Genomic DNA, 15122 nt, shown 5'->3' with positions numbered 1-15122 from the left:
CAACACCCCTTCGGGACCACCGTGTGACTCATTCGGCTTGACGATGCCGAATTACGCTGCGTAACCTCACAGTGAGTTACCAGCGCGCGGCCGCGCCGCACGCCTACACAGCGTCCGGGGAGCTTTATGTCCAGCGATTACGCCAAACAGCTCGGGGCCAAGCTCCGCGCCATCCGCACCCAGCAGGGCCTCTCCCTCCACGGTGTCGAGGAGAAGTCCCAGGGCCGCTGGAAGGCCGTGGTAGTGGGCTCGTACGAGCGCGGCGACCGTGCCGTGACCGTGCAGCGCCTGGCCGAGCTGGCCGACTTCTACGGTGTGCCGGTGCAGGAACTGCTGCCGGGCACGACCCCGGGCGGCGCCGCCGAGCCGCCGCCGAAGCTGGTCCTGGACCTGGAGCGGCTGGCCCACGTCCCCGCCGAGAAGGCCGGCCCGCTGCAGCGCTACGCCGCCACGATCCAGAGCCAGCGCGGCGACTACAACGGCAAGGTCCTCTCGATCCGCCAGGACGACCTGCGCACCCTCGCGGTGATCTACGACCAGTCGCCGTCCGTGCTGACCGAGCAGCTCATCAGCTGGGGCGTGCTGGACGCCGACGCGCGCCGCGCGGTGCAGCACGAGGACATCTGACCGTACCGCGGTCACCTGCAGAAACGTACCGCCGCTCCGGAGGCCTCCGGAGCGGCGGTTTTTCGTGTGCCCACGGCCGGGGGTATGACACAGGCTCCCGGGGCGGGCGGACATGCGAAGGGCCCGGAGCGTCCCGCTCCGGGCCCTTCCGCGATCCACCGTCGTCCTTACCGCGCCTCGCGCCGCAGGCTCGGCTTCAGTTCCTTCAGACGGGCGAGCAGGCCGTTGACGAAGGCCGGCGACTCGTCCGTGGAGAATTCCTTGGCCAGCTGCACCGCTTCGTCGATGGCCACGGCGTCCGGGGTCTCGTCCACCCAGATCAGCTCGTAGGCGCCGAGCCGCAGGACGTTGCGGTCCACCGTCGGCATCCGGTCCAGCGTCCAGCCGACGGAGTAGGTGCCGAGCAGTTCGTCGATGCGCTCGACGTGCTCCGCGTACCCCTCGACCAGTTGCAGGGTGTACTCGTTGACCGGCGGCTGCCGCGGGTCGGTCCGGGCGTGACGCATCCAGTCCGCCAGCACGGACTGCACCTCGGCTCCGCGCTGGTCGGCCTCGAAGAGGATCTGGAAGGCGCGCTTGCGGGCCTTGTTGCGGGCGGCCACGGTTAGCTGTTCACCCGGCCGAGGTACTCACCGGAACGGGTGTCGACCTTGATCTTCTCGCCGGTCGTGATGAAGAGCGGGACCTGGATCTGGTAGCCGGTCTCCAGGGTGGCGGGCTTGGTGCCACCGGTGGAGCGGTCGCCCTGGACGCCGGGCTCGGTCTCCTTGATGGTCAGCTCGACCGCGGCCGGCAGCTCGACGTAGAGCACCTGGCCCTCGTTCTGGGCCACGACGGCCTCGAAGCCTTCGAGCAGGTAGTTGGCGGCGTCACCGACGGTCTTGCGGTCGATGTGCAGCTGGTCGTAGGTGTCCATGTCCATGAAGACGAAGTAGTCGCCGTCCATGTACGAGAACTGCATGCCGCGCTTGTCGACGTTGGCCGTCTCGACCTTCACACCGGCGTTGAAGGTTTTGTCCACCACCTTGCCGGACAGCACGTTCTTGAGCTTGGTGCGGACGAAGGCCGGGCCCTTGCCGGGCTTGACGTGCTGGAACTCGACGACGGACCAGAGCTGGCCGCCTTCGAGCTTGAGCACCATGCCGTTCTTGAGGTCGTTCGTGGATGCCACGGTTGCGGAATCTCCTGGACTGCAGGTGGTGGGGACCCGGAAGAGGCACGCTCCGAGCCCGTCAAGGCTCACAGCGCGAGCAGCTCCTTGGTCGTGATCGTGAGTAGCTCGGGCCCGCCGTCCGCCTCGGGGCGGACGACGAGTGTGTCGTCGATCCGGACGCCGCCGCGTCCCGGGATATGAACCCCTGGATCGACGGTGACCGGCACGCAAGCGTCCAGTTTACCCATGGCCGCAGGTGACAGCCGAGGGTCCTCGTCGATTTCCAGGCCCACACCGTGTCCGGTGCCCGCGCCGAGCCGCTCGCCGTACCCCGCGCCGACCAGGACCTGGCGCGCCGCGCGGTCCACCTCACGGCACTCCACGCCGGGTGCCAGCGCCTCCCGCCCGGCCCGCTGGGCTGCGAAAACGAGGTCGTACAGCTCGATCTGCCAGTCCGCCGGCGTGGTGCCGATGACGAACGTACGGCCGATCTCGCAGCGGTAACCGCGGTAGTTCGCGCCCAGGTTGACGGAGAGGAAGTCGCCCTCCTCGACGCGTCGGTCGGTGGGCAGGTGCCCGGGACGGCCCGCGTTCGGGCCGGTGCCGACCGAGGTGGCGAAGGCGGCGCCGTCCGCGCCGTGGTCCACCAGGCGGCGCTCCAGCTCCAGGGCCAGGTGCCGTTCCGTACGGCCGACCAGGATCGACTCCAGCAGTTCGCCGAGGGCCTGGTCGGTGATCTCGGCGGCGATGCGCAGACAGGCGATCTCGTCGTCGTCCTTGACCACCCGCTGCGCCTCGACGGCGCGGGCGAGGTCGGCCAGCCGCAGCCGCGGGGCGACCTGGGCGAGCGCGCGGTGCCGGGCGACGGTCAGGTGGTGCTCCTCGACGGCGAGCGAGCCGGCCCCGGCCCGCGCGGCCTCGTCCGCGGCGGCCACGACCGGGTCGCCGTCCGGGGTCGGCAGCTCGCAGACCCGCAGTTCCTCGCTCGGACGCCCCTCGGACGGATCGCCGCTCAGCGGCCCCCCGGTCAGCAGCAGGTCGTCGGCCGGGCCGAGCAGCAGGGCCGCGCCGGGCGGAGCGCAGCCGGTGAGGTAGCGGACGTTGGCGGGACGCGAGATCAGCGCCGCGGCGCTTCCGGCTGCGGCGCAGCGGTCGCGCAGCCGCGTACGCCGGGCCGAGTACAGCTCGGACATGCACCGAGCGTACGGGCCCCGGTCTCCCCCGGCCGGTCGGGCGGGTCCGGCCGGGGGACCGCAGGGCGCTCGCGGGCGGGCGGGCGGAAAGCGGGGGCCCTACGGGGCAAATCGAACGTGATCGTTCCCCCGGCGGGGGGATACCCGGAGGGGGCGGCGGGAACCGCGGGGAGCCGGTGGGATTCGGGAACTGGTGCGGTCCGGGGGACGGCGCGATCCGGATCGGCGCAATCTGGGAACGGCGGCTTCGGGGAGCCCCGGGGCGCGGGGCTCGGGGGCGGGGGTCCGGGGCGTGGATCTCGGGAGCGGCGCGCCCGTACAAGCTGAGGGCGGCGCGCCCGTACAGGCTGGTGGCGACGTGCCGGTACAAGCTGAGGGCAACGCGCCCGTACAGGCTGAGGGCGGCGCGCCCGTACAGGCATCGGTAGACGGCGCGCCCGTACAGCCATCGGAGGCGGCCGTACAGGCATCAGGGGGGACGGCGCGCCCGTACAGCCATCGAAGACGGCACGCCCCGTACGGCAAGCCCCCGACCCGCCTTCCGCCCCGCCTCCTGCCACCAGCCCCCACTACCAGCTCCCAGCTCCCAGCTCCCAGCTCCCAGCTCCCAGCTCCCAGCTACAAACTGTCAGCTACCAGCTGGGCGGACTCGCGATACTCCGGGCCACCACGTCGTCCAGCAGACGGGCCGTGGTGGGTACGTCCTGCGCGGAGTTGTCGATGATCGGCAGGCCGGAGCCGTACCAGCCCGCCATCCGGCCGTGTATCCGGGCCACCTCCTCGTCGGACAGGCGGCGGTTGCCCGTGCGGCGGGCGTTGCGCTCCAGGACTATCTCCAGGCCGGGCAGCAGCACGATCGGCAGCAGGCCGGGGCCCACATGGCGTTTCCAGCCGCCGAGGCCGATGACCGGGCGGTCCGGGAAGACGGCGTCGTCCAGGATGCAGGAGATGCCGTTGGCGAGGAAGTTGCGGGCGGCGAAGCCGCAGGTACGGCGGGCGAGGCGGTACTGCGCCTCGGAGTGGTCGTTCCAGCCGGTCTGCGGGTCGGCGAACCCGGACCGTACCCATTCGCGCACGTCGTCCAGGCTGATGTGCGCGGTGGGCACCCGGCGGGTGTCGGCCCAGTGCCGGGCGACGCTGGTCTTGCCGGCCCCGGCCGGGCCGATGAGCAGCACCGCGACGGCGGCGTGCGCGGCGTCCTGCGCGGAGGCGCCGGCGGGCGGGCTGGGCAGCGCCACGGGCGCGCCGGGCGGGAGCTGGACGTGCCCGGTGGCCTCGGCGGGGGGCGGCGCGGTCGGCGCGCCGTGCGGCGGGGCGGTGGGCGGCGGGGCCGCGGGCCAGCCCGGCGCGGGCGGCGCGGCCGGTGGCTGCTGCGGCGGTACGGGATGGCCCGGGGTCCAGCTCAGCGCGGCCACGGGCCCCGGCACCGGTCCGTGAGGCGGTGGCAGCGGCGCCCCCACTGCGTGCTGCATCCGGTGGCTCTCCGTCTCGTGCGGTCGATCTCGTGGGCCGCCCGCGTGCGCGGCGCTCGCGGTACGGAACGGGGCTGTCGTCCGTACGGTGCTCACGTGTCCGGCGCGCCGGGCGTCCGGCCCGGGTGGGCCGATGTGGTTGTCCGGCGAACGGTACCCGCAGAAGGTGACCGCAGTCCTCCCCCGGCGGGGCGGCGGGTGGCCCCGGCCGCCGCCGGAGCGGCGGCCGGGAGGCGGCGCGGGGTGCCCGGGGCCGTGGTCAGCCGGTGAGTTCGGCGGCCAGCGCGCGCAGCGCGAGTTCGTAGGAGCCGATGCCGAAGCCCGCCACCGTACCGCTGGCGACCGCCGCGATCACCGAGGTGTGGCGGAACTCCTCGCGCGCGTACGGGTTGGAGATGTGCACCTCGATGAGCGGCGCGGTGCGCTGGGCGGCGGCGTCCCGCATCGCGTACGAATAGTGCGTGAACGCGCCGGGGTTGACGACCACCGGAATCGAGCCGTCGGCCGCCTCGTGCAGCCAGCGGATCATCTCGCCCTCGTCGTTGGTCTCCCGGACCTCGGCCGCCAGGCCCAGTTCCTCGCCGAGCGCGGTGCAGCGCTCGACCAGGCCGGCGTAGGACGTGGAGCCGTAGACGTCGGGCTCGCGGGAGCCCAGACGGCCGAGGTTGGGCCCGTTGAGGACCAGGACGCGCCTCACGCGGCGATCTCCGCGTGCGCGGCGAGCAGCATCGCCGGGTCGGGGCCCTCCAGGACGGTGGGCTTGGCCAGGCCGTCCAGGACGATGAAGCGCAGCCGGTCGCCGCGCGACTTCTTGTCGACCTTCATCGTCTCCAGCAGCTTGGGCCACTGGTCGCCCCGGTAGGTCAGCGGCAGGCCCACCGACGCCAGGACGGCGCGGTGCCGGTCGGCGGTCGCGTCGTCCAGGCGCCCGGCGATGCGGCCCAGTTCGGCGGCGAAGACCATGCCGACGGAGACCGCGGCGCCGTGCCGCCAGTTGTAGCGCTCGTTCTTCTCGATGGCGTGGCCCAGGGTGTGGCCGTAGTTGAGGATCTCGCGCAGCCCGGATTCCTTCAGGTCCGCGGAGACCACCTCGGCCTTGACCCGGATGGCGCGCTCGATCAGCTCGGTGGTGTGCGGGCCGTCGGGGCGCTTGGCGCCCTCGGGGTCGGACTCGATCAGCTCCAGGATGGCCGGGTCGGCGATGAAGCCCGCCTTGATGACCTCGGCGAGCCCGGAGACGTAGTCGTGGACCGGGAGGGAGTCCAGCGCGGCCAGGTCGCACAGCACGCCGGCCGGCGGGTGGAAGGCGCCGACCAGGTTCTTGCCCTCGGCGGTGTTGATGCCGGTCTTGCCGCCGACCGCGGCGTCCACCATGCCGAGCACGGTGGTCGGTACGGCGATCCAGCGCACCCCGCGCAGCCACGTCGCGGCGACGAAGCCCGCGACGTCCGTGGTGGCGCCACCGCCGACGCCGACGATCACGTCGGTGCGGGTGAAGCCGGTCTGGCCGAGCGCCTTCCAGCAGTAGGCCGCGACCTCGGCGGTCTTGGCCTCCTCGGCGTTGGGCAGCTGGACGGCGATGGCCTCGTACCCCTGGCCAGCCAGGTCCTCGCGCAGCGCCTCACCGGTGGCGGCCAGCGCCTCCGGGTGCAGCACGGCGACCCGCTGCGCCTTCTTGCCGATCAGGCCCGCCAGCTCGCCCAGCAGCTGCCGGCCGACCAGGACCTCGTACGGGTCGGTGCCCGCGGTGCCGCCGACCTGGATGCGGGTGGGCTGCTCCGTCACGGGTGATCCTCTCTCCCGGGCGTGCCGGGGACCGCGGCGTCCGCCGCCGGGGCCCCGGTCTCCCGTGGTTTCTGTAGCTGCAATGCGTCCAGTACGGCGTCGGCGACCTCTTCGGGCGTGCGGCCGTCCGTGGTGACCACGGCGCGCGCGACCTCCGTGTACAGCGGGCGGCGCGCCTCCATCAGCTCGCGCCAGCGCTGCCGCGGGTTGACGGCGAGCAGCGGGCGCGGCGCGTCGAGGCCCACGCGCCGTACGGCGTCGGCCAGTTGGACGTCCAGGAAGACGACGGGCAGGCCGGTCAGCAGGGCGCGGGTGCCGTCGTCCATGACCGCGCCGCCGCCGAGCGAGAGCACGCCGGGGTGGGTCTCGACGGCGGCCCGTACGGCCTGCCGCTCCAGCTCGCGGAAGTGCGGCTCGCCGTCGTCGATGAAGATCTCCGGGATCGGCTTGCCCGCGCCCGCCTCGATGTCCGCGTCGGTGTCGCGGTAGCCGGCGCCGAGCCGTTCGGCCAGCAGGGCCCCGACGGTGGACTTCCCCGCGCCCGGGGGGCCCACCAGCACCACGAGCGGCGGCGTCACTTGATCGCCAGGGCGTCGAGGAAGGAGCGCACGTTGCGGCGGGTCTCCAGCACGCTGTCGCCGCCGAACTTCTCCGCCACCGCGTCGGCCAGCACCAGCGCGACCATCGCCTCCGCGACGATGCCGGCCGCCGGGACCGCGCACACGTCGGAGCGCTGGTGGTGCGCCTGGGTGGCCTCGCCGGTGGTCACGTCGACGGTGGCCAGGGCGCGCGGCACGGTCGCGATCGGCTTCATCGCGGCCCGTACGCGCAGCAGCTCGCCGGTGGTCAGGCCGCCCTCGGTGCCGCCGGAGCGGCCGGTGGCGCGGCGGATGCCCTCGTCCGTGGAGACGATCTCGTCATGAGCCTTGGAACCGGGCACCCGGGCCAGGTCGAAGCCGTCGCCGACCTCGACGCCCTTGATCGCCTGGATGCCCATGAGGGCACCGGCCAGCCGCGCGTCCAGCCGCCGGTCCCAGTGCACGTGCGAGCCGAGGCCGACGGGCACGCCGTACGCCAGCACCTCGACGACGCCGCCGAGGGTGTCGCCGTCCTTGTGGGCCTGGTCGATCTCGGCGACCATGGCCGCGCTCGCCTCCGGGTCCAGGCAGCGCACCGGGTCGGCGTCCAGCCGCTCCACGTCCGACGGCTTCGGCACCACGCCGTACGGGGCCTTGGCGGCGGCCAGCTCGACCACGTGCGAGACGATCTCGATGCCGGCCGTCTCCTTGAGGTAGGAGCGGGCGACCGTGCCGAGCGCGACGCGGGCGGCGGTCTCGCGGGCGGAGGCGCGCTCCAGGACGGGCCGGGCCTCGTCGAAACCGTACTTCTGCATGCCGGCCAGGTCGGCGTGGCCGGGGCGGGGGCGGGTCAGCGGGGCGTTGCGGGCCAGTTCGGCCAGCTCGGCGGGGTCGACCGGGTCGGCCGCCATGACCTTCTCCCACTTGGGCCACTCGGTGTTGCCCACCATGACCGCGACGGGCGAGCCGAGGGTGAGTCCGTGCCGGACGCCGCCGAGGAAGGTGACCTCGTCGCGCTCGAACTTCATGCGGGCACCGCGGCCATAGCCGAGCCGGCGACGGGCCAGGGCGTCCGCCACCATGTCCGTGGTGATCGGGACGCCGGCCGGGAGGCCCTCCAGCGTCGCCACGAGTGCGGGGCCGTGCGACTCCCCCGCCGTCAGCCAGCGCAACCTGCTCAACGATGCTCCTCATGTCCTGCTACTGCGCGAACAGTCTCCCCCCGATCCTCCCACGTCCGCCCCGGCGGGCCGCTCCCCGTCCAGGAAGCGGACCGGCGACGGCGCGCCGGACGGGTCACCGTCCGGCGAGCGCCGCCTCCCCCGCCGCGCGCATCGCCGCCAGCGGGGCCGGGGACCGGCCGGTCATCTGCTCCACCTGGAGGACTGCCTGGTGGACGAGGAGGTCCAGGCCGCCCACGACCGCGCCGCCGCGGGCGCTCCACGCGGCGGCCAGGGCGGTCGGCCACGGCTCGTACAGCACGTCGAAGAGGGTGCCGGGCCGCTCGGGCACGGCGGCGGCCAGCGCGTCGGTGGTCCCGGCCGGGGTGGTGGCGATGACCAGCGGCGCCTCGAAGGCCGCGGCCGCCCGCGACCAGTCGGCGGTACGGACGGCGACGCCCAGCCGCTCGCCCCAGCCGCGCATCTCCGCGGCCCGCGCCTCGCTGCGGACGTAGGCGGTCACCTCGCCCGTACAGATCCGGGACAGGGCGGCCAGCGCGGAGGAGGCGGTGGCGCCGGCGCCCAGCACGGCCGCGCCTTCGACCCGGTGCACACCGCGCTCGCGCAGTGCGGCCAGCATGCCGGGGATGTCGGTGTTGTCGCCGGTGCGCCGCCCGTCCTCGGTGAGGACGACGGTGTTCACGGCCTCGACGGAGGCGGCGGTGTCGCTGATCTCGTCCAGCAGCGGGATCACCGCCCGCTTGAGCGGCATGGTCAGGGACAGGCCCGCCCACGCGCCGTCCAGCCGCTCCAGGAAGCCGGGCAGCGCGGCCTCGTCGATCTCGTGGCGGCCGTACTCCCAGTCGGCCAGGCCCAGTTCGGCGTAGGCGGCGCGGTGCAGGACCGGGGACAGGGAGTGGGCGATGGGCGACCCGAGGACCGCCGCCCGGCGGCGGACCTGGACTTCACTGGACATGGTGCTCCTCAGCTCGGACCCGCGAAACGATAGACGAACACCGCGCGGTGACCGAGGCGCCCCCGGTCCGGCCGCCGGGGCGGGACCGCGGCGGCCGGGCGGCAGGGGGCGCTACGACTGACGCTTGCGCTTGTTGAACTCCTGGACCAGTTTCTCGTGGTCCTTGAGGTTGGTCGTGAAGTCGGTCTTCTTCCCGTCGATGGAGATGAAGAACAGCCACTTGGCGCTCTGGTCCGGGTCGATCGACGCCTTCAGCGCGTCCTCGCCGGGGTTGCCGATCGGTCCGGGCGGCAGGCCCTTGTAGAAGTACGTGTTGTACGGGTCGTCGTAGTTGCGGATCTCGCGCGTACCGATGTCGATCTTGCTCTGGTTCTTCAGGTAGTTGTACGTCGAGTCGAATTCGAGCTTCTGGTTGGTGACCGTGTTGGTCGGCGCGAGCCGGTTGTAGACGACCGCGGCCATCTTGCGGAAGTCGTCGTGGGTGATGCCCTCGGCCTGGGTGAGGCTGGCGACCGTGATCAGGTCCAGCGGCGACTTGAGGCCGAACTTCCTCGCGTTCTCCTCCAGGTCGTACTTGGCGTACTCCCGGTTGGCCCGCGCCACCATCTCCTTGAGGACCTCGGCCGGCTTGGCCTTGCCGCTGACGCTGTACGTGGAGGGGTAGAGGAAGCCCTCCAGCGGGTCCTTGATCTTCGGGTTGCTGTTCGCCCAGGAGGGCAGCCCCAGGTTCTTGGCCTCGGAGGCGGCGACCTCCTTGGTCGTACCGGACTTCAGGCGCAGCTTCTTGTCGATCAGGTCGTAGACGGCGGCGTTGCGCAGGCCCTCGCGGACGGTGAGGCCGTTGCGGCTCTTGGGGTCCAGCATGAGCTTGACCGCGGACGCCGCCGACATCTGCTTGCGCAGCGAGTAGGCGCCGGCCTGGAGCCGCTTGCCCTGGCCGTTCTCGCTCGCCGCCTCGGTGAACGCGTCGGCGCTCTTGACCACGCCCGCGCTCTTGAGGATCAGCCCCATCTTCATGATGGAGGTGTCCGGCGGGATCTGGACCTGCACCTCCCCGCTGCCCTCGCCCTCGAAGTCGGGGGCCGGGCCGAAGTGGCTCATCCAGAAGTCGTAGCCGAAGTAGGCGACCGCGCCGCCGCCGACGAGGAAGACACCGGCGACGACCAGGCAGGACGTACGGCTGCGCCGCTTGCCCTTCTTGCCGCCCTTGGGGTCCTTGCCGCGGCGCTCCCGGCCGGCCCGGCGTTCCTCGCGCGGGTCGTCGTAGCCGTCGTCGCCGTCCGGGTCGTCCTTGAAGAAGGAGTGCGCCGGCTCCCGGACCTGCTCGTCCTGTTCGGGTTCGGGAGCGGCCCGGAAGTCGTCACCGGGCGGGGAGGGGTGCGGCGGCTGGCGCAGCTGCTCCGGGCGCACCGCTTCGAACTGCGCGGTCTGGCCGATCTGGTCGCGGTGCTCGCCCTGGCCCTGCGGCCCGGGGCCCTGGGAGCCGGGGCCCTGGGAGCCGGGCTGCCCGCCCTGCTGCTGACGCAGGTGCTGGGGCTGCGGCGGCGGGTACGCGTCCTGGGTTCCGTAGTAGTCGGGGGTCTGGCCGCTGTACGGGTCGACCGGCGGCTGCTGGCCGTACGGGTCGTACGGGGCGCCGCCCTGGGACGCGTCCCAGCCGCCGTTGTACTGCTGCTGGGCCTGGTACGGGCCGGACAGCTCATCCCACTGGGGCTGCTGGCCGTGGGGGTGCTGCCCCTGGTGGTGCTGGCCATGCGGCTGCTGACCGTAGTGCTGCTGCTGGCCGCCTTGCGGCTGGCCTCCGTAGGCGGCCTGCTGCTGGTGCGGGCCGCCGTACTGCCCCCCGTAGGAACCTTGCTGAGGCTGTTGCGGCCGGCCTCCGTAACGACCCTGGTCTCCGTAGAGAGGGTCGTCGGGATGCCACGGTTCGGAGCCGTAGCCCCGGCCATACTCAGTCATCGATCCCCTAGAGCCGCGAGGCGGTGCGCTCCTGGGTGGCAGCGCCTGCGGTACCGACCGCCTCTTTCTGCACGTGCGGTTGTTCGATCCGCCGCGACGTCGCGCGGAACGTTACCGTACCGCGATCAGATGACCACTTCGACGCTCTCGCCGGGTGGGTGACCAGACACCCGTTCGGTCTCCAGTGCACTCTGGAGAATGACCACCGCAGCCGCCTGATCCACCACGGAACGGCCCTTTTTGCTGCGCACCCCGGAGGCCCGCAGGCCCTGTGTGGCTGTGACGGTTGTCATGCGCTCATCGACCAGGCGTACCGCCACCGGAGCGATCCCGCGCGCCATCTCCTGCGCGAAGGCCCGCACCTTGGCCGCGGCCGGCCCCTCTCCCCCGTTCAGGGAGCGGGGCAGGCCGACGACGACCTCAAGGGGCTCGTACTCCTCGACGAGCGCCTTGAGGCGCCGGTGCGCGGCCGGGACGTCCCGGCCGGGCACCGTCTCCACGGGGGTCGCGAGGACCCCGTCGGGGTCGCACGAGGCGACCCCGATCCGGGCGTCCCCCACGTCGATGGCGAGGCGCCTGCCGCGCCGCATCTCACTCACGTGCTCAGGCCGCCTCGGCCACGAGACGCTCGACGGCCTCGATGGCCTCGGGCACCGCGGCGGCGTTCTGGCCGCCGCCCTGGGCCACGTCCGGCTTGCCGCCACCGCCGCCGCCCAGCGTCTTGGCGGCTGTACGGACCAGGTCACCGGCCTTGATGCCGCGCTCGCGGGCGGCCTCGTTGGTGGCGATGACGGTCAGCGGGCGGCCGTTGGCCACGGTGAACAGCGCCACCACGGCCGGGCGGTCGCCCGGGATGCGGCCGCGCACGTCCAGCACCAGCTTGCGCAGGTCGTCGGCGGAGGTGCCGTCGGCGACCCGGGCGGCGGCCAGCGCGACGCCCCGTACGTCCTTGGCCTCCTGGGCCAGCCCGGCGGCGGCCTGGAGGACCTTCTCGGCGCGGTAGCGCTCGATCTCCTTCTCGGCCTCCTTGAGCTTGGCCAGCACGCCGGAGATCTTCTCGGGCAGCTCCTCGGGGCGGCCCTTGACCAGCTCGGTCAGCTGCGAGACGACGGTGTGCTCGCGGGCGAGGAAGTTGTAGGCGTCCACGCCGACCAGGGCCTCCACACGGCGCACACCGGAGCCGATGGAGGACTCGCCGAGCAGCTTGACCAGGCCGAGCTGGGCGGTGTTGGCCACGTGGGTGCCGCCGCACAGCTCCTTGGAGAAGTCACCGATGGTCACCACGCGCACCCGGTCGCCGTACTTCTCGCCGAACTCGGCGATGGCGCCCTGCTTCTTGGCGTCCTCCATGCTCATGACCTCGGCCTGGACGTCCAGTTCGCGGGAGAGCACCTCGTTGATGCGCTGCTCGACGTCGGTCAGGACCGTACCGGGCACGGCGGTCGGCGAGCCGAAGTCGAAGCGGAAGCGGCCCGGGGAGTTCTCCGAACCGGCCTGGGCGGCCGTGGGGCCGAGCGCGTCGCGCAGCGCCTGGTGGGTGAGGTGGGTGGCGCTGTGGGCACGGGCGATGGCCCGGCGGCGCTTGACGTCGATGGTGGCGTACGCGGGCGAGCCGACCACGACCTCGCCGACCTGCACGACGCCCTTGTGCACCGTGACGCCGGGCACCGGCTGCTGCACGTCGCGCACCTCGACGACGGCGCCGGACTCCAGCTTGATCCGGCCGGTGTCGGCGAGCTGGCCGCCGCCCTCGGCGTAGAAGGGGGTGCGGTCCAGGACGACCTCGACCTCGTCGCCCTCCTGGGCGGCGGGCGCCGACACACCGTTGGCCAGCAGGCCGACGACGGACGACTCGCCCTCGGTGTGGGTGTAGCCGGTGAAGACGGTGGCGCCGGAGCGGTCGGCCACCTCACGGTAGGCGGACAGGTCGGCGTGGCCGTGCTTCTTGGCCTGGGCGTCGGCCTTGGCGCGCTCCCGCTGCTCCTTCATCAGCCGGCGGAAGCCGTTCTCGTCCACCGAAAGGCCCTGTTCGGCGGCCATTTCGAGGGTGAGGTCGATGGGGAAGCCCCAGGTGTCGTGGAGCAGGAACGCCTTGTCGCCGGGGAGCACCGTGCCGCCGGCGGCCTTGGTCTCGGTGACGGCGGTGTCGAGGATGTTGGTGCCGGCCTTGAGCGTCTTGAGGAAGGCGGCCTCCTCGGCGAGTGCGACCGTCTCGATGCGCTTGCGGTCCTCGATCAGCTCCGGGTACTGCTGGCCCATCGTCTTGATGACCACGTCCAGCAGGTCGGCGACGACCGGGCCGGTGGCGCCGAGCAGGCGCATGTTGCGGATGGCGCGGCGCATGATGCGGCGCAGCACGTAGCCGCGGCCCTCGTTGCCGGGGGTGACGCCGTCGCCGATGAGCATCGTGGACGTCCGCATGTGGTCGGCGACCACGCGCAGCGACACGTCGGTGTCGGCGGCGGCGCCGTAGCGTACGCCGGTCAGGTCGCCGGCCTTGTCGATGACGACGCGCAGCGTGTCGGTCTCGTACATGTTGTGGACGCCCTGGAGGATCATCGCCAGGCGTTCCAGGCCGAGGCCGGTGTCGATGTTCTTGCTCGGCAGGTCACCGAGGATCTCGAAGTCCTCCTTGCCGGTGCCCTCGCCGCGCTCGTACTGCATGAAGACCAGGTTCCAGATCTCCACGTACCGCTCGTCGTTGACGGCCGGGCCGCCCTCGACGCCGAACTCCGGGCCGCGGTCGTAGTTGATCTCGGAGCACGGGCCGCACGGGCCCGGGACGCCCATGGACCAGTAGTTCTCCTTCTTGCCCAGGCGTTGGATGCGCTCCTTGGGCACCCCGACGACCTCGTGCCAGATGCGCTCGGCCTCGTCGTCGTCCAGGTAGACGGTGATCCAGAGCTTCTCCGGGTCCAGGCCGAAGCCGCCGTCGTCCTGGGAGCCGGTCAGCAGCTCCCAGGCGTGCTTGATGGCGCCTTCCTTGAAGTAGTCGCCGAAGGAGAAGTTGCCGCACATCTGGAAGAACGTGCCGTGCCGGGTGGTCTTGCCGACCTCTTCGATGTCCGGTGTGCGCACGCACTTCTGGACGCTGGTGGCGCGCGGCCACGGCGGCTTGACCTCGCCCAGGAAGTAGGGCTTGAAGGGCACCATGCCCGCGGGGACCAGCAGCAGCGTCGGGTCGTCCGCGATGAGCGACGCCGACGGCACGACGGTGTGCCCGCGCTCCTCGAAGAAGCGCAGCCAGCGGCGGCGGATTTCAGCCGACTCCATCAGTGGTCCTCTTTTCCGGTCGGTCCGGTCGGTCCGGGGGTAATCGTTCGGTGCTGCGTGATCGGGTACTGCGGCGTTCGGAGCGCGGGACGGGAGCGCGCGGGGGGCAGCTCGCGTGCGTCGCCCCGGTCCGTCAGGCCCAGCGCTTCGTACAGCTGTCCCTCACGGTCCGCCATTCCCGTGCGTACGTCCACTGCAAATTGGCGCAGCCGGTGTCCGGTCTCGACGGCCTTGCCGGCGGCCTGCGCCGCGAGGCTGTCGGGCTGGAGCTTGCGCAGCTTGCGGTTGACCTTGGTGGTGGCCCACACCCCGGCGGCGGCGCCGGTGGTGAACCAGAATGCGCGGCGGAACATCGCGGCGATCAGTCCTTGGAGCGACGGTTGCGGCGCCCGCCGCGGCGGGCGGCGGGCAGGGTACGGCCGACGACGGTGCGCTTCGGCTCGGGCGGCGCGCCCTTCCTGCCGATCGCGCGGCGCACGCCGTAACCGAACGCCGCGACCTTGACCAGCGGTCCGCCGAACGCGGAGGAGACGGTCGAGGAGAGCGCGGAGGCGTTGGCGGTGACCTCCTGGACGTCGGAGGCGATGGCGTCGACCCGGGCGAGCTGGGTGTGCGCGGAGCGGACGGTCGCGGACGCGTCGGCCAGCAGCGGCACGGCCTGCTCGGACACCTCGGCGACCATCCTGGTCGTCGCCTTGAGCGTCTGTGCGAGCCTCACCAGCACCAGGGCGAGGAAGGACACGAGGATCGCCCAGAAGACGGCCACGAGGATCCCGGCCACCTCTCCACCGGTCACGTTGGCACCACTCTCCGACTGATTCTGTTCCGGTTCCGTCCTGCTCGAACGGCAGGTCCCGAGCCTATCGCGCCGCGGGCGCGCGCCCGTACCGCGCTCCCCGTGCGGCGCGGGGCCCACCGCCGGGCGATTGTACGGTCCGCACACCTG

15 protein-coding genes are annotated in these 15122 nt (G+C 72.5%); 1 reads left to right on the top strand and 14 read right to left on the bottom strand.

Annotated features, from left to right (window positions below; translation table 11 throughout):
• The first annotated feature begins 126 nt into the window (after positions 1–126).
• Entirely contained in the window at positions 127–627 is a 501-nt protein-coding gene (gene bldD, locus CP973_RS14985; RefSeq protein WP_150240959.1) for a transcriptional regulator BldD, read from the top strand.
• 167 nt (positions 628–794) lie between these two features.
• Here the strand turns inward: bldD and nusB are convergent, their stop codons facing one another.
• The 14 genes from nusB to CP973_RS14910 form a co-directional block, all read right to left on the bottom strand.
• Positions 795–1229 carry a transcription antitermination factor NusB gene (gene nusB, locus CP973_RS14980; RefSeq protein WP_150240957.1) on the bottom strand — a complete coding sequence of 145 codons (435 nt, stop codon included), beginning with the start codon at positions 1227–1229 and terminating at the stop codon, positions 795–797.
• A 2-nt stretch (positions 1230–1231) separates the two neighbouring features.
• A complete protein-coding gene (gene efp / locus CP973_RS14975; RefSeq protein WP_053695548.1) occupies positions 1232–1798 on the bottom strand; it encodes an elongation factor P in 567 nt (188 codons plus the stop codon).
• Between the two features lie 68 nt (positions 1799–1866).
• A complete protein-coding gene (locus CP973_RS14970; RefSeq protein ID WP_150240955.1) occupies positions 1867–2973 on the bottom strand; it encodes an aminopeptidase P family protein in 1107 nt (368 codons plus the stop codon).
• 632 nt (positions 2974–3605) lie between these two features.
• Complete coding sequence (locus CP973_RS14965; protein WP_150240953.1) at positions 3606–4445, bottom strand: Pro-rich N-terminal domain-containing protein; 840 nt, start codon at positions 4443–4445, stop codon at positions 3606–3608.
• Positions 4446–4704: 259 nt separating this feature from the next.
• Complete coding sequence (gene aroQ / locus CP973_RS14960) at positions 4705–5142, bottom strand: type II 3-dehydroquinate dehydratase (protein WP_150240949.1); 438 nt, start codon at positions 5140–5142, stop codon at positions 4705–4707.
• Positions 5139–6230 (bottom strand): 3-dehydroquinate synthase, encoded by a 1092-nt coding sequence (gene aroB, locus CP973_RS14955; RefSeq protein ID WP_030590646.1) that lies wholly within the window; start codon positions 6228–6230, stop codon positions 5139–5141. Before aroB ends, aroQ begins: the two co-directional genes overlap by 4 nt.
• On the bottom strand, positions 6227–6808 hold the full coding sequence (locus CP973_RS14950) for a shikimate kinase (protein WP_150240947.1): 582 nt from the start codon (positions 6806–6808) through the stop codon (positions 6227–6229). Before CP973_RS14950 ends, aroB begins: the two co-directional genes overlap by 4 nt.
• Entirely contained in the window at positions 6805–7989 is a 1185-nt protein-coding gene (gene aroC, locus CP973_RS14945; protein ID WP_150240945.1) for a chorismate synthase, read from the bottom strand. The genes CP973_RS14950 and aroC overlap by 4 nt, the downstream gene beginning before the upstream one ends.
• 115 nt (positions 7990–8104) lie before the next feature.
• Positions 8105–8944 carry a shikimate dehydrogenase gene (locus tag CP973_RS14940; RefSeq protein WP_150240943.1) on the bottom strand — a complete coding sequence of 280 codons (840 nt, stop codon included), beginning with the start codon at positions 8942–8944 and terminating at the stop codon, positions 8105–8107.
• 111 nt (positions 8945–9055) lie between these two features.
• Positions 9056–10903: an endolytic transglycosylase MltG gene (gene mltG, locus CP973_RS14935; RefSeq protein WP_150240941.1), complete on the bottom strand. Its 1848-nt coding sequence runs from the start codon at positions 10901–10903 to the stop codon at positions 9056–9058.
• A 125-nt stretch (positions 10904–11028) separates the two neighbouring features.
• Positions 11029–11493: a Holliday junction resolvase RuvX gene (ruvX, locus tag CP973_RS14925; protein ID WP_030674850.1), complete on the bottom strand. Its 465-nt coding sequence runs from the start codon at positions 11491–11493 to the stop codon at positions 11029–11031.
• Positions 11494–11506: 13 nt separating this feature from the next.
• Positions 11507–14176 (bottom strand): alanine--tRNA ligase, encoded by a 2670-nt coding sequence (gene alaS, locus CP973_RS14920; protein WP_150240939.1) that lies wholly within the window; start codon positions 14174–14176, stop codon positions 11507–11509.
• Positions 14176–14529 carry a DUF6167 family protein gene (locus tag CP973_RS14915; RefSeq protein WP_150240936.1) on the bottom strand — a complete coding sequence of 118 codons (354 nt, stop codon included), beginning with the start codon at positions 14527–14529 and terminating at the stop codon, positions 14176–14178. The genes alaS and CP973_RS14915 overlap by 1 nt, the downstream gene beginning before the upstream one ends.
• An 8-nt stretch (positions 14530–14537) precedes the next feature.
• Entirely contained in the window at positions 14538–14972 is a 435-nt protein-coding gene (locus CP973_RS14910) for a DUF948 domain-containing protein (RefSeq protein WP_030178044.1), read from the bottom strand.
• Positions 14973–15122 lie beyond the last annotated feature (150 nt).

The sequence above is a fragment of the Streptomyces albofaciens JCM 4342 genome (genome assembly GCF_008634025.1).
Lineage (GTDB): Bacteria > Actinomycetota > Actinomycetes > Streptomycetales > Streptomycetaceae > Streptomyces > Streptomyces albofaciens.
This window is presented reverse-complemented; position numbering and strand designations above follow the sequence as displayed.

Bases quoted from the DNA above. Each gene is read 5' to 3' on its own strand.
- bldD (WP_150240959.1), top strand. From the start codon at position 127: ATGTCCAGCGATTACGCCAAACAGCTCGGGGCCAAGCTCCGCGCCATC.
- CP973_RS14970 (WP_150240955.1), bottom strand. From the start codon at position 2,973: ATGTCCGAGCTGTACTCGGCCCGGCGTACGCGGCTGCGCGACCGCTGC.
- CP973_RS14965 (WP_150240953.1), bottom strand. From the start codon at position 4,445: ATGCAGCACGCAGTGGGGGCGCCGCTGCCACCGCCTCACGGACCGGTG.
- CP973_RS14940 (WP_150240943.1), bottom strand. From the start codon at position 8,944: ATGTCCAGTGAAGTCCAGGTCCGCCGCCGGGCGGCGGTCCTCGGGTCG.
- mltG (WP_150240941.1), bottom strand. From the start codon at position 10,903: ATGACTGAGTATGGCCGGGGCTACGGCTCCGAACCGTGGCATCCCGAC.
- ruvX (WP_030674850.1), bottom strand. From the start codon at position 11,493: ATGCGGCGCGGCAGGCGCCTCGCCATCGACGTGGGGGACGCCCGGATC.
- alaS (WP_150240939.1), bottom strand. From the start codon at position 14,176: ATGGAGTCGGCTGAAATCCGCCGCCGCTGGCTGCGCTTCTTCGAGGAG.
- CP973_RS14915 (WP_150240936.1), bottom strand. From the start codon at position 14,529: ATGTTCCGCCGCGCATTCTGGTTCACCACCGGCGCCGCCGCCGGGGTG.